The organism is Aeromonas caviae, assembly GCF_000819785.1.
Classification (GTDB): Bacteria; Pseudomonadota; Gammaproteobacteria; order Enterobacterales; family Aeromonadaceae; genus Aeromonas; species Aeromonas caviae.
The window spans coordinates 48826-68345 of the sequence record NZ_CDBK01000041.1 but is presented as its reverse complement, the minus strand read 5'-3'; the positions used below and the strand labels follow the sequence as shown (position 1 = coordinate 68345).

Here is a 19520-nt window from a genome sequence, read left to right as displayed (position 1 = left end):
TTTCTCAATTCGCGGCCACAGGCCATTTTCATTCGGCGACATTCATCAGTTCGAAGACAGAAGCGGGGCCTTGGCGGCACATCTTGGCCTTCCATCTCGTTTGGCTCAGCCGGTGGCGAGCCGTTTGCACTCATCGGCAACCCGTTCGGCGGCATCGATGATGGCGACCCGGCGCGCGGCCTGGGCCATGTTCAACAGGGTTTCCCTGCGCCCGGCGAGCCAGGATAGGCGCGACGCCAGAGCCGCCGGCGTCAGCTCGGACTGGGGCAGGAACTCGGCCGCACCGCCGTCGACCAGGGTCAGGGCGTTGCGGGTCTGGTGATCGTCCACCGCATGGGGCAGGGGCACGAAGATGGCGGCCACACCAGCGGCGGCCACTTCGGAGACGGTCAATGCGCCGGCGCGGCACACCACCAGGTCCGCCCAGGCATAGGCATCCGCCATGTCCTTGATAAATTCACTCACCTCGGCCTCGACCCCCAGCCCGGCATAGGAGGCAGCCACGGCCTCCCCGTTGCCCTTGCCGCACTGGTGACGCACCTCGATGGGCACACCGGCAGCTGCAACCGCAGGAGGCACCTGCTCGTTGAGGACCCGGGCCCCCAGGCTGCCACCGACCACAAGCAGGCGCAGAGGATCGCTGCTGCTGCGCAGTTGGGGATCCGGCAGCGCCACCACCTCGGGGCGCACCGGGTTGCCCACCACGGCGGTGCGGGCATTGGGTGCGAAGGCACCGGGGAAGGCCATCAGTACCCGCCTGGCGATACGGGCCAGCAGCTTGTTGGTCAGGCCGGCGGCGGCATTCTGCTCGTGCAGCAGCAGCGGAATGCCGGACAGCCAGGCGGCCACGCCACCCGGGCCGGAGGCGAAGCCCCCCATGCCCAGCACCACATCGGGCTGGATGGTCTTGAGCACCTGGCGGGCCTGCAGCACGGATTTGATGACACGGTAGGGCGCCGCGAGCAGACGCTTGATGCCGTTGCCACGCACCCCTTGGATGTCGATGAAGGAGATGGGATAACCATGGGCAGGCACCAGCTCCGCCTCCATCCGGTCGGCAGTGCCGAGCCAGTGGATGGTCCAGCCCTGGGCCTTGAGGCGATCGGCGACGGCCAGGCCGGGGAACACATGGCCCCCGGTACCACCCGCCATCACCAGTAACGTCTTGCTCACACAACCTCCCGCACGCGCGCCTGGGCACTCGCCTGGCGTAACTCGAAATCGATACGAATCAACATGCTCACCGCCACCATCATGATGATGAGACTGGAGCCGCCATAACTGACCAGCGGCAGGGTCAGCCCCTTGGTAGGCATCATGCCGCTGGCGGCACCGACGTTGACGAAAGTCTGGAAGCTGAACCAGATGCCGATGCCGATGGCCAGATAACCTTCATAGAGCCGCTCGGCCACCAGCGCCTGGTGACCCAGCTTGAGCGCCTTCACCGCCAGCGCAAAAATCAGGAAGAGTGCGCCAAGCACCCCCACGTAGCCCAGCTCTTCGCCCAGAATGGCGAACACGAAGTCGGTGTGGGCCTCCGGCAGGTACTCCATCTTCTGGATGGAGTTGCCGAGCCCCTCGCCAAACCAGCTCCCCCGACCAAAGGCCATCAGGGACTGGGTCAGCTGATAGCCGCTGCCGAAGGGATCGGCCCAGGGGTCGAGGAAGGAGGTCACCCGCCGCATCCGGTAGGGCTCCGCGATGATCAGGGTCACTACGGCGCTCACCCCCACCAGGATGAGACCGATGAACTGCACCAGCCGGGCACCGGCCAGGAACAGCATCCCGAGGGAGGTGACGAACATCACCACCACTGACCCGAGATCCGGTTGGGCCAGCAGCAGGATGGCCACCACGAACAGCACCGCCATGGGTTTCATGAAGCCGATGAAGCGCTCGCGCACCTCGCTTTGACGGCGCACCAGATAACCCGCCAGATAGACGAACAGCGCCAGCTTGCCGAACTCGGCCGGCTGCAGGTTGAAGGGGCCCAGCGGCAGCCAGCGTACCGAGCCGTTGACGCTGCGCCCCACCAGCAACACCATCACCAGCAGCACGATGGCCAGCAACAACATGGGGCCGTTGTAGTGCTGCCAGCGTGCCATGGGTACCTGCAACACGAACCAGGAGATACCCAGCGCCATCACCAGGAACATGCCGTGGCGCTTCACGAACATGAAGGGATCGTTGTTGATGGCGATCCCCTCAGGAATGGAAGCGGACGCCACTATCACCAGCCCGACGCCCATCAGGGCGAGAGCCAGTACCACCAGTTGCCGATCGTAAAGACCAGCGGGGCGTGCCGGTAGCAACCAGCGCTGCAAGAATCCCGCAACCACGCGCAGGGCGTTCATAAGCCCATCACCAGTTCGGTGAAGCGATCGCCGCGCGCTTCAAAGGATTTGAACTGATCCAGGCTCGCGCAGGCCGGCGCCAGCAGCACCCAGTCTCCGGGCCTGGCGTCGGCCGCCGCCTTGGCGACAGCAGCGTCAAGATCGGCAACCCGCTCGGTCTGTTCGCCCAGGGCCAGCAGCACCTCGGCATCCTGGCCAAAGCAGTACATGTGATCGATCTGGCTGCCGAGCAGGGCCTGCACCGGGCCGAAGTCCTGGCCCTTGCCCTGGCCACCGGCCAGCAGCAGCAGGCGGCCCTTGACCGCTTCACGCACCCCGGCCACGGCGGCCAGGGTCGCCCCCACGTTGGTGGCCTTGGAGTCGTTGATCCAGCGCACCCCATTTACCTCCCGCACGAAGCGGGCACGGTGAGGCAGGCCTTCAAAGCGGCGCAGCACGGCAAGTTGTGCCTCGCGGGGAATGCCCACCGCATCGCACAGGGCCATGGCCGCCAGGGCATTGGCCTGGTTGTGGGCACCCACTATCTTCATCTCGTCCACCGCCAGGAGCGGCTCACCGTGCAAAGTCAGCCAGTGACGGCCCTCCAGCTCGCAGCGACCGTAGCCGTTGCAGTCGAGGCCGAAACTCTGCCACACCTGACCCACATCGGGCAGGGTCTGGGGATCGTCGCGATTGATCAGGATGTGCTGGGAGTGCTGATGGATCTCCATCTTGGCGGCGCGGTAATCCGCCATGCCGGCATAGCGATCCATATGATCTTCACTGAGGTTCAGGACCACGGAGGCGGCGGCCCGCAGGCTGTAGGTGGTCTCGAGCTGGAAGCTGGAGAGCTCCAGCACGCAGAGATCCATGGGCTGCTTGAGGAGCGACAGCGCCGGGGTGCCGATATTGCCCCCCACACCGACCTTGAGCCCCGCCTCGGCGATCATCTCACCCACTAGCGTGGTGACCGTGCTCTTGCCGTTGGAACCGGTGATGGCGATGACGGGTGTCTGGGTTTCACGCACGAACAGTTCGATGTCACCGACGATGCGCACCCCGAACTCGGCGGCGGCCTTCAACTCCGGAGTCGCCAGGGCGATGCCCGGGCTCGCCACTATCATGTGCGCCTGCTTGAGCCGCTCCGCGTCCAGCCCGTGGATGAGCTCTACCTCAGGGGGAAGCTCGTCCTTGCCCGGCGGATTGGCACGGGTGTCCATCACCAGCGGCGTGACGCCGCGGTCGAGGAAGTAATCGACGCAGGAGAGTCCGGTTTTGCCGAGTCCGATGATGATGACCATGGCTTACCTCACCTTCAGGGTGGCGAGGCCAAGCAGCACCAGCATGAGGGTGATGATCCAGAAGCGCACGATGACGCGCGGCTCCGGCCAGCCCTTCTTCTCATAGTGGTGATGGATGGGGGCCATGCGGAAGATCCGCACGCCGCGCAGTTTGTAGGATCCGACCTGCAGGATCACCGAGACGGTCTCCATCACGAAGACGCCCCCCATGATCACCAGCAGGAACTCCTGGCGCACCAGCACGGCTATGGTACCGAGCGCGCCGCCCAGGGCCAGGGAACCCACGTCCCCCATGAAGACCTGGGCCGGGTAGGTGTTGAACCAGAGGAAGCCCAGCCCCGCGCCCACGATGGCAGTACAGACGATCACCAGCTCGGAGGTGTAGGGCACGTAGGGAATGTGCAGGTAGTTCGCGAAGTTGACGTTGCCGGTCGCCCAGGCGATCAGGGCGAAGCCCCCCGCTACCATCACGGTCGGCATGATGGCGAGGCCATCCAGGCCATCGGTCAGGTTGACCGCGTTGGAAGTACCGACGATGACGAAGTAGGTCAGCAGGATGAACATCAGGCCGAGCTGGGGCATCACATCCTTGAGGAAGGGCACCACCAGCTGGGTCTGGCCATCGTGGGTGGCCGTGGCGTAGAGGAAGACTGCCACACCCAGCGCGACCGCAGACTGCCAGAAGTACTTCCAGCGGGCGATGAGGCCGTCGGTGTTCTTGCGCACCACCTTGAGATAGTCATCGGCAAAGCCGATGGCACCATAGGCCCCCAGCACGAACAGCACCAGCCAGACATAGGGGTTGTCGAGGCGGCACCAGAGCAGCACAGAAGTGAAGATGGCGGCAATGATCATCAGGCCGCCCATGGTCGGGGTGCCCTTCTTGCTGAGGTGGGATTCGGGACCGTCGTTGCGGATCACCTGGCCGAACTTCATGATCTGCAGGCGACGGATGAGGCGCGGCCCCATCCAGAGCGCCACCACCAGACCGGTGATGATCGACAGGATGGCGCGAAACGTCAGGTAGGAGAAGACGTTGAAGAAGGTGAAGTGCGGGGTGAGCAGTTCCGCCAGCCAGACTAGCATGTGGCTGACTCCTGATGGCCCTTGACCATCTCGACGATATCTTCCATGCGGGAGCCACGGGCGCCCTTGACCAGAATCGAAATTTCCTGATGTGTCTTTATCATTTGCGCAAGCACTTCAAACAACGACGCCTTGTTATCGAAATGTCGGCCAGCCGCGGCATCTGCGGTGTGGCGACTCTGTTCCCCTACGGTCAGCACGGCATCGAGGCCCTGCTCACGGGCGTGGTGTCCGACCCGGGCATGCTGCGCGGCGGACTCCTCACCCAACTCCTTCATGTCACCGAATACCAGCACCTTGTAGCCGTTCATGGCGGTCAGGGCATCGATACCCGCCAGTACGGACTCCACGCTGGCGTTGTAGGTGTCGTCCACCAGGGTGAGGCCACCCCAGCGTTGCACGCAGAAACGGCCCTTGACCGGCGCCATCTGCTCCAGCCCCGCCTTGACGGACGCAAGCGATGCGCCCAGCGCCAGGGTCCCGGCGGCAGCAGCCAGGGCGTTGGCCACGTTGTGGCGACCCGGAATGGCCAGGGTCAGGTTCACCTCTCCCTGGGGCGTCACCATCACGAACCCAGCACAACCCTGCTCGTTGAGCACGATGTCGCGGGCGTGGAACGGCTGACGCTGATCCTCGAGGGAGAAGGCGCAGTGGATGCCCTTTTCACGCCACTTCGGCCAGAACTCGTTGTCGGCATTGACGATGGCGGTGCCGCCCTCGCCTAACCCTTCGAAGATTTCGCTCTTGGCATGGAACACCCCTTCCAGGGAGCCAAAGCCTTCCAGGTGCGCGGCAGCGACGTTGTTGATGATGGCGGCGTCGGGTCTGGCGAGCGACGTGGTCCAGGCGATCTCGCCCGGGTGGTTGGCTCCCAGCTCCATCACCGCGAACTGGTGTTGCGGCTCGAGGCGCAGCAGGGTCAGCGGCACCCCCACCTCGTTGTTGAAGTTGCCGGCGGTAGCCAGCACCCCCCCTTCACAACGCAGGATGGCCGTCGCCATCTCCTTCACCGTGGTTTTGCCACAGCTGCCGGTGATGGCGAGCACTTTCGGATTGATGCGCTCGCGCACCAGCCTGCCCAGACGCCCAAGCCCCTTGAGGGTGTCGCCCACCACCAGTTGTGGAATGGCCAGCGGCAATTCGCGCTCCACCAGCAGGGCACTGGCGCCGGCGGCAACCGCCTGGTCGCAGAAATCGTGGGCGTCGAAACGCTCGCCGCGCAGGGCCACGAACAGCGCCCCCGCGCCCAGGGTACGGGTGTCGGTGCTGACCGCCGTGATCTCATGGTCGCCCCCGATCAGACGGGCATCGAGCACCTGCGCCAGGTCGGCAAGCCTGAGGGTCATCATTTGAATGACTCCATTAATGTGTGCAAGGCGGCTGCGACGGTTTCCCGATCGCTGTAGTGCCGCTTGTCGGTTCCAATGATCTGATAATCCTCGTGGCCTTTGCCGGCCACCAGGATGATGTCCTCTTTGCTCGCTTGACTCAGTGCCAGCTGGATTGCCTTGGTCCTGTCGTGCTCGATCTGCACGGCGCCGGGATCGCGAAGACCCGCCACCATGTCGGCCATGATCCGGGCCGGCTCCTCGGTACGGGGATTGTCGTCGGTCAGGATCACGCAGTCCGCATGCTGCTCCGCCATGGCAGCCATCATGGGACGCTTGCCGCGATCCCTGTCGCCACCACAACCCACCAGGCACCAGAGCCGGCCGTGACAGTGCACCCGCAGGGCCTGCAATGCCTTCTCCAGCGCATCCGGGGTGTGGGCGTAATCGACCACGGCGAGCGGCGCATCGCCACCGCCGAAGCACTCCATGCGACCGGTCACCGGTTGCAGTCTGGGGGCCGTCGCCAGCAGGTCATCGAAGTCGTAGCCGAGCACCAGCATGGCGCCCATGGCGCCCAGCACGTTGCTGACGTTGAAGCGGCCGAGCAAGGGGGCGGATAATACACCATTCCCCCAGCTGGAGTTAATGCGCGTATCAAAACCTTGTTGGTGGAAATGGGGATCCTGCGCCGTCAGTTGTCGTCCGGCATGGTTTTCAATCGGACCATGAACCCCGAAGGCCACCGCACCGGGATAGGTCGCCAGCCATTGCCGTCCCAGATGGTCATCGGCGTTGATGACGGCGCAAGGCTCATCCACCAGCTTCAGCAGCTCCTCCTTGGCGGCGGCATAGGCCTCCATGGTGCCGTGATAGTCCAGATGATCCCGGCTCAGGTTGGTGAAGACTGCCGCGGCAAACGGCAGGGCCGCCACGCGATGCTGCACCAGACCGTGGCTGGAGACCTCCATCGCCACCAGATCGGCCCCCTGCTGCTGCAAGGCGGCCAGATTGGCCTGCACCTGGACCGCGCTGCCCGTGGTGTTCTCTGCTTCGATGAGCTCGCCAAACAGACCGTTGCCTATGGTGCCCATGACCCCGGCCTTGCCCCCCAGCAGGGTGCGCCAGTTGGCCACCAGCAGGGCCGTGGTGCTCTTGCCGTTGGTGCCCGTGATGCCCACCAGTTGCAGCTTTTGCGCAGGGTGACCGTAGAAATGACCGGCCAGCTCGGAGAGACGAGCGGGAAGATCCCTCATGCCGATGCAGGGGATCTGGGTCGCCGGAGGGACGAATTCTCCGTCCTCCTCAAACAGCACGGCGGTCGCTCCCTGAGCCACCGCCTGTTCGATGAAGCGCCTGCCATCCACCTGATGGCCACGAATCGCCACGAAGAGCGAGCCGGGACCGACCCGCCGGCTGTCGAGCTGGAGATCGGTGAGGGAAAGCGCCGGGGCATCGATGCCGAAGCGGCTCATCAGTTGATCAAGTGTGCGGGGCGGCATGGGAAGCCTCCGAAAATGCGGGAATGCGGGCGCTCTTACACGCCATGGAAAACGCCCCGACAGCAGCGGGGCCGATGGAGAAAGCCGGATGCCCGTCAAGTACGCGGTGCGCCATTGTTGGCCTCCGTGCGGGCAAGCTTGGCGGGTACCTCGGGCGGGATCGCATCGGGACGGATGTTGAAGAGCTGCAACACGCCTCCCATGGCCTCCGCAAAGGGCGGGGTCGCCACGGCACCGCCGTAGTAGGCATCCCCCTTGGGCTCGTTGATCACCACCACCATGACGAAACGGGGATTGCTGGCTGGCGCGAAACCGGCAAACCAGGCCATGTAGTCCTTGCCATAGCCCCCAGCCACGGCCACCTTGGCGGTACCACTCTTGCCACCGACCCGATAACCGGGGATCTGGGCCTTGGGAATGGCATTGCTGACCACGTACTCCAGCGCCTGCAACATGGCAGCGGCGTTGTTGTGATCGATGACCTGCTCACCCTTGGGCGGCTTGGTCACCTTGATGATGGAGAGCGGTACCCGCTTGCCCTTGTTGGCCAGGGTGGCGTAGGCGGAGGCCAGCTGCAGCGGGGTCACTCGCAGACCATAACCGAACGACAGGGTGGCTCGCTCGATGTCGGACCAGCGGCGACGCTGGGGCAGCATGCCGCTGCTCTCCCCCATCAGGCCGCTGCCGGTGTCCATGCCGAAGCCCACCATGCTCAGGGTGTTGATCATCTCCTGGGCCGGCATCCGCAGCGCGATGCGCGACATGCCGATGTTGGAGGAGTAGCGCAGGATGTCGTACAGGTTGGTCGCCTTGTGGATACTCACGTCACGGATCTGCTTGGCCCCGATGAAGAGGGGGCCGCCCGGGATGAAGTCCTTCCAGCTGGTGACACCGGCTTGCAAGGCACTAAGCAAAATCAATGGCTTGACCGTGGAGCCCGGCTCATAGGTATCGGTCACCACCCGGTTTCGCACCCGGAAACTCTGGTACTGGCCGCGGTTGTTCGGGTTGTAGGAGGGGGTGTTCACCATGGCGAGCACCTCGCCGGTCTTCACATCCAGCATCACCATGGAGCCGGAGGTGGCCTTGTTCTCGTCGGTAGCCCGTTTGAGGGCGCGATAGGCCAGCGCCTGCACCCGCTGATCGATGCTCAGTTGCAGATCGTTGGCGTGCTTGCCCTCTTTCACCAGGCCCAGGCGCTCGATGACGCGGCCCTGCCTGTCCTTGCGCACCCTCATCTCGCCAGGGGTTGCGGTCAGCCACTCGTTGTAGCTGCGCTCAATCCCCTCGATGCCGCTGCCATCGATGTTGGTCACCCCCACCAGGTGGGAGCTTATCTCGCCGGTCGGGTAGAAACGGCGCGCCTCGGGGCGCAGATAGATGCCCCCCAGCTTCAACCCCTTGATGTACTCGGCCACCGCAGGCGTCACCTGACGCTGCAGATAGACAAAGCGCTTGCTCGGGTTGGCGATGCGATGCTTGAGGGTGTTGATGTCGAGCTTGAGCACGGCGGAGAGTGCCAGCCAGGCACGCTCGTTGTGGATGGCACCGGACTCATGCACCGTCTTGGGATCGGCCCAGACCGCTTCGACCGGCACGGATACCGCAAGCTGCTCGCCATTGCGGTCCGTGATCATGCCGCGCACCGCCTGGGTGGAGGTGGTGCGCAGGGAGCGCATGTCCCCCTCCTGGCGCAGTCTGTCCGGATCGATCACCTGGATCCAGGCCAGCCGCAGGATCAGCCCCGCAAACGCGATGCCGATGAAGAAAACCAGGGTACGAAAGCGCCACGGGTAGAGTGAGGGTGCTTTCGCCTTGGCTTTGTCCTTTGCCGGAGCCTTGGTGGCGGCCTTGCGTGTCATGGTTGTGTAATTACCTTTTCAGTGGTCACCAGGGGACGAGCCATCTGCAACTTGTCCATGGCCAGACTCGCCACCCGGGAGTGCTCAGCCAGTGTGCCCTGTTCCAGCAAGAGGTGGCGCCACTCGATGTTGAGCCTGTCCTCCTCCGCCATCAGATCGTTCTGCTTGGCCGTCAGACCCCGGGTCATGTTGGTCACCAGGATCACCGCAAAGGCGGTGACCAGCACGGCGACGGTCAACAGGACCTGCAACTTGTGGCGCCAGAGATCCGCAACGATCTCCCTGGCGAGGTGAACGCGCACGTCGCTCATCGCTTACTCCGCAAGACGCTCTGCGACCCGCAGCACCGAGCTGCGGGACCGGGTGTTTTCATTGACCTCGTGGTCGGAAGGCTTGAGTGCCTTGCCGATCGACTTCAGCTTGCGACCACCGGCCAGCTGGGCTTCGGTCAGAGGGATCCCGTGGGGTACTTCCGGACCTTTCTCATGCTTGCGAATAAAATGCTTTACCAGCCGATCTTCCAGAGAGTGGAAGCTGATGACGGAGAGACGACCGTGAGGAGCCAGCACGTCCAGCGCGCCGTTGAGGGCGGTTTCAATTTCGTCCAGCTCGCTGTTGATATAGATGCGGATGGCCTGGAAGCTGCGGGTCGCCGCGTGCTTGCCCTTCTCCTTGCTCGGGTTGACCCGGGCAATCATCTCCGCCAGCTGGCGGGTGCGCACATAGGGCTCTGTCACCCGATCGTGCACGATGGCGCGAGCAATCTTCTTGGCGAAGCGCTCCTCACCGAAGGTTTTCAGCACCCAGGCGATGTCGTCCACATCGGCACGGGCCAGCCACTCGGCGGCGCTCTGACCGGAGGTGGGATCCATCCTCATGTCGAGCGGGCCGTCCTTCATGAAGCTGAAGCCACGTTCGGCATCGTCAAGCTGGGGGGAGGAGACACCGAGATCCAGCAGGAAGCCATCGACCTTGCCCAGCAGGCCGCGCTCGGTCAGATAGCGGGTGATGCCGGAGAAGGGACCGTGCACGATCTCGAAACGGGGATCCTGGATCTTGGCCGCCTCGGCAATGGCCTGGGGATCCCGGTCGATGGCGATCAGACGGCCGTTCGGGCCCAGATGCTGGAGAATGAGACGAGAGTGACCCCCCCGGCCAAAGGTACCGTCGACGTAGATACCGTCCGGCTTGATGGCCAGCCCTTCGACGGCTTCGTGCAACAGCACTGTGATGTGTTCAGCGGCTTGGGTCATTTATAAAGAAAAATCCTGTAGTCGTGGTGAACTTGCCCAGTCGTCCTCGGGCAGGCCCAGGATGTCGTCGTTGATCTGTTGTTGCCAGCGGGCTTCATCCCACAGCTCGAATTTGTTGAGCTGGCCCACCAGCATGACTTTCTTGTCCAGCCCGGCATGGCTGCGCAGCGGTTGGCTGAGCAGCAGACGGCCATTGCCATCCAGTTCGCATTCGGCCGCGTGGCCGAGCAGCAGACGCTGCAGGCGGCGTTCCGCCGGGTTGGTGCTGGAAAGGGTCTTCAGCTTGCGCTCCACCTCTTCCCATTCATTCAGGGGATAAAGCAGCAGACAGGGATGGGCGATGTCGATGGTGCAGACCAGCTGACCGTCGCATTCGTCGCGCAGCCAATCACGAAATTTGGTCGGAATCGCCAACCGCCCCTTGCTGTCCAGGCTGATGGCGTGAGCGCCACGCAACAAATTGCAGTCCCCGAAGGTGAGTTATGGAGGCTAGATGCCCAATAAAACCACTTTGATCCACTTTTCTCCACCATGAAGTTTAAGGACGAGCAGGGGGCTTTTCAAGCAAGGATCTCGGGCATGGGGAACATATTGACGCAGCGTGATGGGACTACCGATTAAATGAATTGATTTTCCACAAGTTATTCATGGGGGAATTAAATCATCCCGGCGAAGTGTGCCTCGTAATTAATCGATTTCACGGGGAAATGATGAAACGGAACAGCACGACGGCGCACAGGATAATGCTGACGCCCACCACGGGATAGATGATGTATCCATCCCCTACCCGACGGGCTCGCAGCACCACCAGCTGGCAGAGCAGCAGGTTATAGACGATGAGAAGAAAAGTCAGCAGTAGATTGGCGCCCAATGTCAGCTCGTCGGCATACATGATATAGAGCCACATCAAACCAAAATTAACGAGGATCAGATAAAGCAGAAATTTCTGAATCGCCCTGCCCGCCTTTGGGGTCTTTTTTACTCGTGTTATCATGCTTATCACGTCCTGGATACCACATGAACAGTCGACAGATATTGTCAAAAACTGTTGAGATACATCGTGTTTTTATCATTTTCCCGCCAGGCTCTGTCCGCTGTTGCCAAAATATCCCTGCGCCTTCTCCCCGGGCTCTCGCTACTGAGCAGTGCCGTTTGTTACTCCTATGATCATTATCACTGGCAGGCGGGTTTTCCTACCCCCGTTGTCGGCCCGGGTGCCGAGCTGGTCAACGAGCAGACCCGCTTTCTGCTGCGCCAGCGCAGCCACCTGCAGACGAGGCTCGCCGAGTCCCAGCCCATGATCCGCTGGGTCACGGAGCAGGTTCAGACGCGCAATCTCCCACCCATGCTGGCACTGCTGCCCCTGATCGAGAGCAGCTACCGGCTTGACGTGATCTCCTCGGCGGGCGCCGCCGGGCCCTGGCAGTTGATGCCGGATACCGCAGCCCGCTTCTCCGTCCCCATGACGAACGGCTTCGATGGCCGCTATTCCCTGCCATTGGCGACGGAGGCGGCGCTCTCCTACCTCGGGTGGCTGCATCAATTCTTCGGGCAGGACTGGTTGCTGGCACTGGCGGCCTACAACGCGGGAGAGGGAAGAGTACTGAAGGCGGTGCTCAACGGCGGGACACGCAATGTGTGGGAGTTGCAGTTGCCTACCGAAACGCGCCTCTATGTGGCGCGCTTCCTCGCGCTCTCCCAATTGCTGGACAGAGCGGCGCAGCACGGGTTTGTCCTGCCGCCCTGGCAGGCGGGAGAAAATATCCGGGTCTGGCGGCAGCCAGGGGGCTGCTCATTGCTGGAGTGGGCCATGGAACGGGGGGTTGCCATGAACGAGGCAAGCCGGTGGAATCCCGCCTGGCGATTGCCCGATCCCCGGGAGGTGAGTGACTGCCCCATCATTTATGGCGGAGGCAAGGCCCCTCCAGCCCCGCGTCATCAAGAGACACGCCCGCAGCTGGTGCGGGCCGTGTCCCTGGAAAGCCTGCACGATCCCCTGCTGTTGCTGCCTGCACGGGGACTGGACATGGGGCGGGGAGGCCTCACTCTTGAGCGGTTGCCGGATCCACTGGGATTGGAGCAGGCTCGCCCTCTGCTGGCGCCATGAAACAGTGGCGCCAGTGGCTCAGAACAGGCGCGAGATCCACCGAGTCAGGATCGACCCATCGCGCGCCGTAGAAGCTGAGGTACTGGCCTATGGCCCTGCGATGGGTGATATGACACGCCAGCACGATCCGCGGTGACAACGACAGGCTGACGTTATCGGGCAAGGTAAAACGGGCGGGGGCGAGGAAACCGACCCCACCCGGTCCGATATCCTTGATGACCGCCCGTCCGATGCGCTTGTCGAACAGCAGGCCGGAGACCATGAGCCGGGCCGCGATGCCGCAACTCTGGGATTCCAGGGGCGTGGTCCCGTCATGGAGATACCAGCGCGGCAGCTTGCGCCTGGGATCCTTGAACGGTGTCACGGGGGGGAGATCGGCGTCAGGGGTTTCCATGGGCAACGGCGTCCTTGGCTGTCCGGGTGGCGGCTTGGGTTTGGGCACTGAACAGCTGCTCCAGGCTCTTTTCCGCCTGGGTCGTCATCACCAGCAACTCGATGCGGCGGTTCTCGCTGCCTTTGGGATCGGCGGTGTTGTCCAGCATGGTATCCGACATGGCGACCACCTGACCCACTCGCTCGGGGGGCATGCCGCCAGCAAGCAGGACACGCCTCGCCATCATGGCACGATCGGAGGAGAGCTCCCAGTTGCTGTAGTTGTCACCGGCAAAGGGGGTGCTGTCGGTGTGGCCCGAGATCATGACCCGGTTCTCCACTCGCTGGAAGACAGGGGCCAGTGCCATCAGCAGGTGGCGGAAATAGGGGCTGATGCGGGCGCTGCCACGGCTGTACATCTCGCGCTCGTCATCGTCGCGGATCAGGATCCGCAGACCCTGGGGCACCAGTTGCAGCTCCAGGTTGTTTCTGGCCTGCATCTGATCCGCCATGGACCCGATGAAACCGGCCAACTGCGCCATCTGCTTTTCTCCCTCAATCTTGCCCACCAGCAGGCTCTCATAGCCTCCCTTGGCACCATCGGTAAAGATGCTGCGATCCCGCTCCATGTGTCTGGGCATGCGCTGCCCCTCCTCCACGAACTGGGGACTCAACTCCTCCAGTACCGAGGGGTTGCCGCCAAGATCCACCGGATAGGGGCTGTTGCTGATGTCGAACGGGTTTGCCTCGCTGTCCATGATGCTGTAGTCGCGCAGACGGCTGGCCACCACATCCCGCTCCTCCTGGCTGGAGACGGCCAGGATCCAGAGCACCATGAAGAAGGCCATCATGGCCAGGGTGAAGTCGGCGAAGGCCACCTTCCATGCACCGCCCCCCTTGGGAGCGCTGCTGCGCCGCTGCTGGCGCTTGATGACGATCTGCTCGTGGTTGCGCATCACATGGCCCTGTTGGTCACCCAGTCTTCCAGTTCGAGGAAGCTGGGTTTCACGTCAGGTTCCAGCATCTTGCGGCCGGAATCGACGGAGAGCAGCGGCGTCTTGCCCCGCAGCTGAGCGATCAAAATCGACTTGATGCACATCAGCATGCCGATACGACGCTTGACCATCTCTTCCATGGCATTGCTGATGGGCTCCAGCAAGCAATAACAGAGGAAGATGCCGATGAAGGTGCCCACCAGGGCGGCCGCCACATGCACCCCTATGTTGCTGAGGGGGCCGTCGAGTTGCTGCATGGTGATGATGATCCCCATCACCGCCGCCAGGATCCCGAAGCCGGGGCAGGCCTCCCCTGTCTTGTGCAGCGCGTGGGGGGGCTTGAGCATGTCCTCCTCGATGGCCATGATCTCCTGCTCCAGTATGGTGTCGAGCTCATGGGGCGTGATCTTGCCCATGCCCAGCAGACGCAGGTTGTCGATGATGAAGCCCAGCAGTTGCGGATCTTCCGATACCTGGGGATACATGAGGAAGACGGAGCTCTGCTGCGGATTCTCCACGTGTTCGTCCAGCGCCTTCATCCCCTTGTTGCGGGTCTCTTCCAGCAGTTGGTGCATCAGGGTCAGCAGTTCGCGATAGATCTCCTTCTCGTCCTTGTTGGACTTGAAGCAAAGCTTCATCTGGCGCCACATTTCATGCATCACCTCCTTGGAATTGCCAAGGAACATGGAGCCGACCGCCGCCCCTATGATGATGATGAGTTCGGCAGGCTGCCACAGGGCGATGGGGCGCCCCCCGGCCATCATGAAGCCGCCGATCACACACACGAAAATGACACCAAGACCAATCTGTTTTTGCATGGATGCTCCCGCAGAAATCAACAAGACTCCCCCCGCGGGGAGAGGCATAACTATATGGAGTCGACCAATCGCTGCTTGAGCTGAAGGACGCACTGCTTGTGGAGCTGACACACCCGCGACTCGGTCAGCCCGAGCACCAGTGCAATCTCCTTCATGTTCAATTCCTGCTGGTAATAGAGGGAAAGCAGCAGCTGTTCACGCTTGTCCAGGGTGCCGAGCACCTTGGCAAGGGTCATGGCCAGATCCTGATCGTCAGACTCGGATGCGGGCGCCCTGCCCCCGTTCTCCAGCCACTCCTCCAGACTCTGCAACGCCTCGGCCTGGCTCGCATAGGCGAGCTGGCGCACCTCCTCGACGGTGCAGGACAGCGCCTGTGCCAGCTCCTGCTCGGTCGGGTTGCGCCCCAGACGGTTGAACAGCTCCCGCTGTACCTGGTTGTGACCGTGCACCTGCTGGCGCAGCTGACGGGGGCGCCAGTCGAGGCGCCGCAGCTCGTCCAGCATGGCTCCCCGCACCCGCTTGAAGGCATAGCTCTCGAACTGGGCATCCGGTTCACCCCCATAGCGACGCCAGGCTTCCAGCAGCCCCATCATGCCGACCTGCTCCATGTCCTCCTGATCGAAGCTGGCGCTCACCTGACTGCGCAGGTGAGTGGCTGCCCGCTTCACCAGAGGCAGATAACGGCTCAGGATCGCCTGCTCACCGGTGCGGGGAGCGGAGGCGGTCAGTTCGCAGGGAGTATCCCAACCAGCGTCCATCATGTTCGCTACTGCACCAGGACCTTGGTGACCAGCACTTCATCCAGATAGGGCTTGTAGCCATACCCCTCCAGGGTTCCCACCAGTTTGCCGAGCAGAGAGGTCTGAAGGGCCGAGATGTTCTGCAGCTCCTGCTTCACCGCCTCATGGGAGCGATGGCTGAAATATTGCACCATGGCATTGCGGATCAGGGGGGTCAGCTCGTTGAGCGTCTCCAGTTGCTGGGGATTGTGGGTGACCAGCGCCAGCTCCAGCACCAGATAGTGGGGCTCTCTGTCCCCCTCCAGGCTGATGACGAAACGCTCCATCGGTTTGAACAGCGGCGTCTTGCTCAGCTCGGGCTTGGCCTCTGCCAGGCCCAGCCAGACGGCAACCGTATCCCGCTTGAGATAAGCGCCATAGGCCAGCGCCGCCAGCAGGCACAGCGCCATCATTATCACCATCAACCACTTCATGACACGCCGCATAATTTGAAATCACTCTCGCTATTGCCAGATCTTGAAATGTCACACCAGGGTGTTGAGCCAATCCTGGCCAGCACTACCCGATGCGTCCTGTTCTTCCTGCCACTGTCGTCGACCTGCCAGGATCTTTTCCTGCTGCCAGCGATCCCCCCGCTCCTGCTCTCCCCCCTGGCCCACGTTCACCTCGACGCCACCGGCATGATGGGGAGCCAAACTCATGCGAAGCCGCTCCATCGACTGGATCAGGGCTTCACGCACCGCCGGGTTGGTCACGTTGAGCTGCACGTTGAGCCGCTCCCCTTCCATCCTCACGGTCAGTTCGAGGCGACCCAGCTCGGGGGGATCGAGGCGGATATGGGCCTGCTTGATGCTATGGTTCACCTGCAGCTCGACCCTGTCTTTGAGCACATCGACCAGCTGCTGGCCCCACTGGGCCTCGCTTGCGGCAAGACGCGCCGGTGCCCACTGGTATTCCGCAGGCCTGGCGGCAGATAGCGCGGGCGACAACCCCGCCATTGCCTTGAATTCGGTGACGCTGACCTCCCGCTCCGGGGCGGGCTCCCCGGGAAGAGGCACCACCACTGCCGCACTCCGGGTCGCAGGCTGCTCGCCCTGGGTGGTTGGCTGGAGCATTCGCATGGCCAGCTCCCCGGCGGGTTGAGGGAGGCTCTCCTTGCCAACGGAAACCGGCGGCACCAGCATCCGCTCCCCTTCCATTCGCTCGAACCCGCTGAGGGCGCGCAGCACAGGCGAGGAGGCGGGTTGCACCTCCCCGACGGGAACAAGGCCGCCATTCGATGACAAACGGACAGGAGGAAGGCGTCCCTCCTCCTGTCGGACAAAAGGTGGTGGCATCTGGTTAAAGGCGGCGAGTTGCTCGGCGACATCCGCAGCCACTTCGACGCTCTCCTCCTGCTCCGTCTCGTCGACGGGGGCGGAAGGGGCGGTGGACGGAGGAAGCATCGCCTCCTGCGGAAGATCCAGAGGCTGGTACTCTTCCCCCTGCCCGTCAGGCTGGCGGGAGAGGCGGGTAAAACCACCGGATGGGGAAGTGGGCAGTGTCTCTGCCACGGGGAGAGGGATCATGCCCATGTCTGCGCCTCGTCGTAGGCCTGCAATCCTTCCCGCTTGCGGGAGAGGCTGTCCCACTCCTGCTTGCGCAGCGCCGTTTCCTGCTCACAGAGCGCGAAGGCTTCCCGATGCCAGTGGCGCACCTGATCCCGGGCCGGCATCAGGGATTGCCACAATGCAGGCTGGCTGTTCAGATGCGCCACCAGCTGGGCCAGACGCTGATCCGCCAGCCGCACCGCATCCCACTGTCCGGCGCGGGCCTGCTGCAAGATAAGACGCCCGAGCCCCAGGAGCTGGCGCTGACGGGTCTCGCGTTCCGCACCGGGGGGCACGGCTCCTGTCATGGACATGATGATGGCCTCAAAATAGGACGACCTTGCGGGCAAGCAAGGAGCAGGCCAAATATATAAACATTATATTTCAATACGTTAGTTCCGACCTTTGCCCCATGAGGAAGGTGGATTTCCGCATCAACGGGGATGGCGGGCCATCGCTTCCCAACCCTCTTTCAGCTCCAGCAGGATGCGACGCACCTCTGCAAAGCCCGCGACATCGTTGGCCACACTGATCTCGAACAGCCGCTGGCCGCAGTAGTCGTACAGACGGTGCAGGTTGCTGGCCAGCTCCCCGCCCTTGTCCATGTCGAGGGCACTGTCGAGCCCTCCCAGGATCTGCAGACACTTGTTGATGGACTGCCCCTTGCGCTCGTACTGCCTGGCCAGAATGTGGCCCTCGGCCCTGGCTATTTCGTCGAGCAGGCCATCCATCAACATCAGCACCAACTGGTGCGGATCGGCGCTCGCTGCCTTGGCCTGGGTGGCGGCGAACTGGTAGGCGTCATAGCCTTCTTGGGGTTCAAACATGAAAAACTCGCTTATTCAAAGTGTTACGGGCTAGCCGTCTCACAAGCCGCCCATGGTCTGCAACATCTGGTTCATGGTGGTGAACTGATTGAGGTAGCGCTTATACGCGGAATCCATGCGCCGATCCAGCGCCTCCATCCGCTCATTCACCCGCTTCTCGTTCGCTTCAAGACCTGTCTTGCGCCCCTTGAGTGCACCGTCCCGCTTGGTATAGGGGTCCAGGGCATTACTCATCCGCTTGAGCAGACCATCGTCGCCCATGAGTGCCTTGCCGAGCAGCTCGGGATCCTTCTCCAGCGCCTTGTTGAAGTCAGTCTCGTTGAAGGAGAGCTTGCCCGCCTTGTCGGTCTTGATCCCCAGGCTCCCCAGGGTCAGATCATCGGGCAGCTCCCGCACGCTGCGGGCAATCACGCTCTTGAGGCTGCGAACCCCGCTGTCGGAGGAAAGGGCTCCCGGTGCCTTGGGATCGCTGGAGGTCATCTTGGCCAGCTCGTCCACCAGCTCGTTGTAACTGTCGACAAACTTCTTGAGGGAGCCGGTAACCGCCTCCTTGTCCTGATCCACCGTGACCAGCAGCGGAGCGTCATCCGCCTTTTGCGCCTTGGTCAGCTGGAACGTCAGGCCATCCACCACGTTCTCTATCTTGTTGCTGGCAGAGGTGATGGTGAGAGGGTTGTCCCCCCCCATGCGCAGCTTGGCGTCCTGCGCCTGGGTGATGTCCGTCTTGCCGGCCATCGCCACCCCGATGGCATTGGCGCCATCCCCGCTGTACCCCAGGGTGATGGCGTTCTCCACGCCGCTCTCCTTGCTGGTCAGTACCATGCTGACCTTGCCGTCGGTACGTACCAGGGTCGCCTTCACCCCCGGGTTGTCCTTGGCATTGTTGATCTGGGAGACCAGATCCTTGACGGTGGCGCCAGCCGGGAGGGAGGCCAGGTCGATGTCCAGGGTCTTGCCCTTGACGGTCAGGGAGAAGACGCCGTCTGCCGGCAGCGGTGCCGTGTCACTGTCAAGCTGCAAGCCGACCTGATGGGACTGGGCAAGCTGCTCCACGAAGAAGCTGTACTGACCCGAGCTGGCCTTGCCATTGCTCGTCACCGTCATGAGCCCTTCCTGGGACAGGGTGGCCTTCTGAGCCTGCAGGCTGCTCGCCTTGTTCAGATCCTTGAGCAGGGTTTGGAAACTCGACAGCTTGGTAGTGAGGCTGCTGATGGCGCTCTGCTGCGCCTTGACGCTGTCCAGCTGCTTCTTCAGCAACTTGTCCATGTTCTGGCGCTCGACGGCTACCAGTTGCATCGCCGTGCTGGCCGGATCTATTTGCATCTTTATCCCCTTATTCGGTGGCATGCCTGTTGGAAAAGACCGGCTCGGCCCTTTCCAACCGGCAAGCGGTTGTCAAACAAGAGC

Annotated in this window: 21 protein-coding genes; 1 reads left to right on the top strand and 20 read right to left on the bottom strand. The window is 62.8% G+C overall.

Annotation, left to right across the window (positions count from 1 at the left end; genetic code table 11):
• Positions 1–105 precede the first annotated feature (105 nt).
• From murG to BN1120_RS05600, 11 genes are all read right to left on the bottom strand, one after another.
• On the bottom strand, positions 106–1173 hold the full coding sequence (gene murG, locus BN1120_RS05650; RefSeq protein ID WP_010675835.1) for an undecaprenyldiphospho-muramoylpentapeptide beta-N-acetylglucosaminyltransferase: 1068 nt from the start codon (positions 1171–1173) through the stop codon (positions 106–108).
• A complete protein-coding gene (gene ftsW / locus BN1120_RS05645; protein ID WP_042015093.1) occupies positions 1170–2354 on the bottom strand; it encodes a cell division protein FtsW in 1185 nt (394 codons plus the stop codon). Before ftsW ends, murG begins: the two co-directional genes overlap by 4 nt.
• Entirely contained in the window at positions 2351–3634 is a 1284-nt protein-coding gene (murD, locus tag BN1120_RS05640) for a UDP-N-acetylmuramoyl-L-alanine--D-glutamate ligase (RefSeq protein WP_042015091.1), read from the bottom strand. The genes ftsW and murD overlap by 4 nt, the downstream gene beginning before the upstream one ends.
• 3 nt (positions 3635–3637) lie before the next feature.
• Positions 3638–4720, bottom strand: a complete 1083-nt coding sequence (gene mraY / locus BN1120_RS05635) for a phospho-N-acetylmuramoyl-pentapeptide-transferase (RefSeq protein WP_010675838.1) — start codon at positions 4718–4720, stop codon at positions 3638–3640.
• Positions 4714–6069, bottom strand: a complete 1356-nt coding sequence (locus BN1120_RS05630; protein WP_042015090.1) for a UDP-N-acetylmuramoyl-tripeptide--D-alanyl-D-alanine ligase — start codon at positions 6067–6069, stop codon at positions 4714–4716. The genes mraY and BN1120_RS05630 overlap by 7 nt, the downstream gene beginning before the upstream one ends.
• Positions 6066–7550 carry a UDP-N-acetylmuramoyl-L-alanyl-D-glutamate--2,6-diaminopimelate ligase gene (murE, locus tag BN1120_RS05625; RefSeq protein WP_039040490.1) on the bottom strand — a complete coding sequence of 495 codons (1485 nt, stop codon included), beginning with the start codon at positions 7548–7550 and terminating at the stop codon, positions 6066–6068. Before murE ends, BN1120_RS05630 begins: the two co-directional genes overlap by 4 nt.
• Before the next feature lie 95 nt (positions 7551–7645).
• Positions 7646–9412 carry a peptidoglycan glycosyltransferase FtsI gene (locus BN1120_RS05620; RefSeq protein ID WP_010675841.1) on the bottom strand — a complete coding sequence of 589 codons (1767 nt, stop codon included), beginning with the start codon at positions 9410–9412 and terminating at the stop codon, positions 7646–7648.
• Positions 9409–9723, bottom strand: a complete 315-nt coding sequence (ftsL, locus tag BN1120_RS05615) for a cell division protein FtsL (RefSeq protein WP_010675842.1) — start codon at positions 9721–9723, stop codon at positions 9409–9411. Before ftsL ends, BN1120_RS05620 begins: the two co-directional genes overlap by 4 nt.
• Positions 9724–9726: 3 nt before the next feature.
• Positions 9727–10665 carry a 16S rRNA (cytosine(1402)-N(4))-methyltransferase RsmH gene (rsmH, locus tag BN1120_RS05610; RefSeq protein WP_042015088.1) on the bottom strand — a complete coding sequence of 313 codons (939 nt, stop codon included), beginning with the start codon at positions 10663–10665 and terminating at the stop codon, positions 9727–9729.
• Positions 10666–11124 (bottom strand): division/cell wall cluster transcriptional repressor MraZ, encoded by a 459-nt coding sequence (mraZ, locus tag BN1120_RS05605; protein WP_039040489.1) that lies wholly within the window; start codon positions 11122–11124, stop codon positions 10666–10668.
• 238 nt (positions 11125–11362) lie between these two features.
• Positions 11363–11659, bottom strand: coding sequence for a hypothetical protein (locus BN1120_RS05600; protein ID WP_041211797.1), 297 nt, complete (start codon positions 11657–11659; stop codon positions 11363–11365).
• A 255-nt stretch (positions 11660–11914) separates the two neighbouring features.
• Between BN1120_RS05600 and BN1120_RS05595 the strand changes: the two genes are divergently transcribed.
• A complete protein-coding gene (locus tag BN1120_RS05595; RefSeq protein ID WP_042015182.1) occupies positions 11915–12772 on the top strand; it encodes a lytic transglycosylase domain-containing protein in 858 nt (285 codons plus the stop codon).
• Here the strand turns inward: BN1120_RS05595 and BN1120_RS05590 are convergent.
• From BN1120_RS05590 to lafB, 9 genes are all read right to left on the bottom strand, one after another.
• Positions 12708–13166, bottom strand: a complete 459-nt coding sequence (locus BN1120_RS05590; protein ID WP_042015087.1) for a PilZ domain-containing protein — start codon at positions 13164–13166, stop codon at positions 12708–12710. The two genes, BN1120_RS05595 and BN1120_RS05590, sit on opposite strands and share 65 nt — an antisense overlap.
• Positions 13153–14100, bottom strand: a complete 948-nt coding sequence (gene lafU, locus BN1120_RS05585) for a lateral flagellar motor protein LafU (protein WP_041211798.1) — start codon at positions 14098–14100, stop codon at positions 13153–13155. The genes BN1120_RS05590 and lafU overlap by 14 nt, the downstream gene beginning before the upstream one ends.
• Positions 14100–14957, bottom strand: a complete 858-nt coding sequence (gene lafT, locus BN1120_RS05580) for a lateral flagellar motor stator protein LafT (RefSeq protein ID WP_042015086.1) — start codon at positions 14955–14957, stop codon at positions 14100–14102. The genes lafU and lafT overlap by 1 nt, the downstream gene beginning before the upstream one ends.
• Before the next feature lie 50 nt (positions 14958–15007).
• Entirely contained in the window at positions 15008–15718 is a 711-nt protein-coding gene (lafS, locus tag BN1120_RS05575) for a lateral flagellar system RNA polymerase sigma factor LafS (protein WP_042015085.1), read from the bottom strand.
• Between the two features lie 5 nt (positions 15719–15723).
• A complete protein-coding gene (lafF, locus tag BN1120_RS05570) occupies positions 15724–16182 on the bottom strand; it encodes a lateral flagellar basal body-associated protein LafF (protein WP_041211801.1) in 459 nt (152 codons plus the stop codon).
• A 39-nt stretch (positions 16183–16221) separates the two neighbouring features.
• Entirely contained in the window at positions 16222–17265 is a 1044-nt protein-coding gene (locus tag BN1120_RS05565; RefSeq protein ID WP_407923535.1) for a flagellar hook-length control protein FliK, read from the bottom strand.
• Positions 17262–17600: a hypothetical protein gene (locus tag BN1120_RS05560; RefSeq protein ID WP_041214009.1), complete on the bottom strand. Its 339-nt coding sequence runs from the start codon at positions 17598–17600 to the stop codon at positions 17262–17264. Before BN1120_RS05560 ends, BN1120_RS05565 begins: the two co-directional genes overlap by 4 nt.
• A 120-nt stretch (positions 17601–17720) precedes the next feature.
• Positions 17721–18113, bottom strand: coding sequence for a lateral flagellar export chaperone LafC (lafC, locus tag BN1120_RS05555; protein ID WP_041211804.1), 393 nt, complete (start codon positions 18111–18113; stop codon positions 17721–17723).
• A 39-nt stretch (positions 18114–18152) separates the two neighbouring features.
• The gene (gene lafB / locus BN1120_RS05550) at positions 18153–19436 is read right to left on the bottom strand and encodes a lateral flagellar capping protein LafB (protein WP_041214010.1); all 1284 of its coding nucleotides are present in this window, start codon (positions 19434–19436) and stop codon (positions 18153–18155) included.
• Between the last annotated feature and the right edge of the window lie 84 nt (positions 19437–19520).

Bases quoted from the DNA above. Each gene is read 5' to 3' on its own strand.
- lafB (WP_041214010.1), bottom strand. From the start codon at position 19,436: ATGCAAATAGATCCGGCCAGCACGGCGATGCAACTGGTAGCCGTCGAG.
- lafS (WP_042015085.1), bottom strand. From the start codon at position 15,718: ATGATGGACGCTGGTTGGGATACTCCCTGCGAACTGACCGCCTCCGCT.
- BN1120_RS05600 (WP_041211797.1), bottom strand. From the start codon at position 11,659: ATGATAACACGAGTAAAAAAGACCCCAAAGGCGGGCAGGGCGATTCAG.
- BN1120_RS05560 (WP_041214009.1), bottom strand. From the start codon at position 17,600: ATGTCCATGACAGGAGCCGTGCCCCCCGGTGCGGAACGCGAGACCCGT.
- rsmH (WP_042015088.1), bottom strand. From the start codon at position 10,665: ATGACCCAAGCCGCTGAACACATCACAGTGCTGTTGCACGAAGCCGTC.
- mraY (WP_010675838.1), bottom strand. From the start codon at position 4,720: ATGCTAGTCTGGCTGGCGGAACTGCTCACCCCGCACTTCACCTTCTTC.
- lafF (WP_041211801.1), bottom strand. From the start codon at position 16,182: ATGCGGCGTGTCATGAAGTGGTTGATGGTGATAATGATGGCGCTGTGC.
- BN1120_RS05565 (WP_407923535.1), bottom strand. From the start codon at position 17,265: ATGATCCCTCTCCCCGTGGCAGAGACACTGCCCACTTCCCCATCCGGT.
- lafT (WP_042015086.1), bottom strand. From the start codon at position 14,957: ATGCAAAAACAGATTGGTCTTGGTGTCATTTTCGTGTGTGTGATCGGC.
- lafU (WP_041211798.1), bottom strand. From the start codon at position 14,100: ATGCGCAACCACGAGCAGATCGTCATCAAGCGCCAGCAGCGGCGCAGC.
- murD (WP_042015091.1), bottom strand. From the start codon at position 3,634: ATGGTCATCATCATCGGACTCGGCAAAACCGGACTCTCCTGCGTCGAT.
- ftsW (WP_042015093.1), bottom strand. From the start codon at position 2,354: ATGAACGCCCTGCGCGTGGTTGCGGGATTCTTGCAGCGCTGGTTGCTA.
- lafC (WP_041211804.1), bottom strand. From the start codon at position 18,113: ATGTTTGAACCCCAAGAAGGCTATGACGCCTACCAGTTCGCCGCCACC.
- murE (WP_039040490.1), bottom strand. From the start codon at position 7,550: ATGCCGCCCCGCACACTTGATCAACTGATGAGCCGCTTCGGCATCGAT.
- BN1120_RS05590 (WP_042015087.1), bottom strand. From the start codon at position 13,166: ATGGAAACCCCTGACGCCGATCTCCCCCCCGTGACACCGTTCAAGGAT.
- BN1120_RS05620 (WP_010675841.1), bottom strand. From the start codon at position 9,412: ATGACACGCAAGGCCGCCACCAAGGCTCCGGCAAAGGACAAAGCCAAG.
- ftsL (WP_010675842.1), bottom strand. From the start codon at position 9,723: ATGAGCGACGTGCGCGTTCACCTCGCCAGGGAGATCGTTGCGGATCTC.
- BN1120_RS05630 (WP_042015090.1), bottom strand. From the start codon at position 6,069: ATGATGACCCTCAGGCTTGCCGACCTGGCGCAGGTGCTCGATGCCCGT.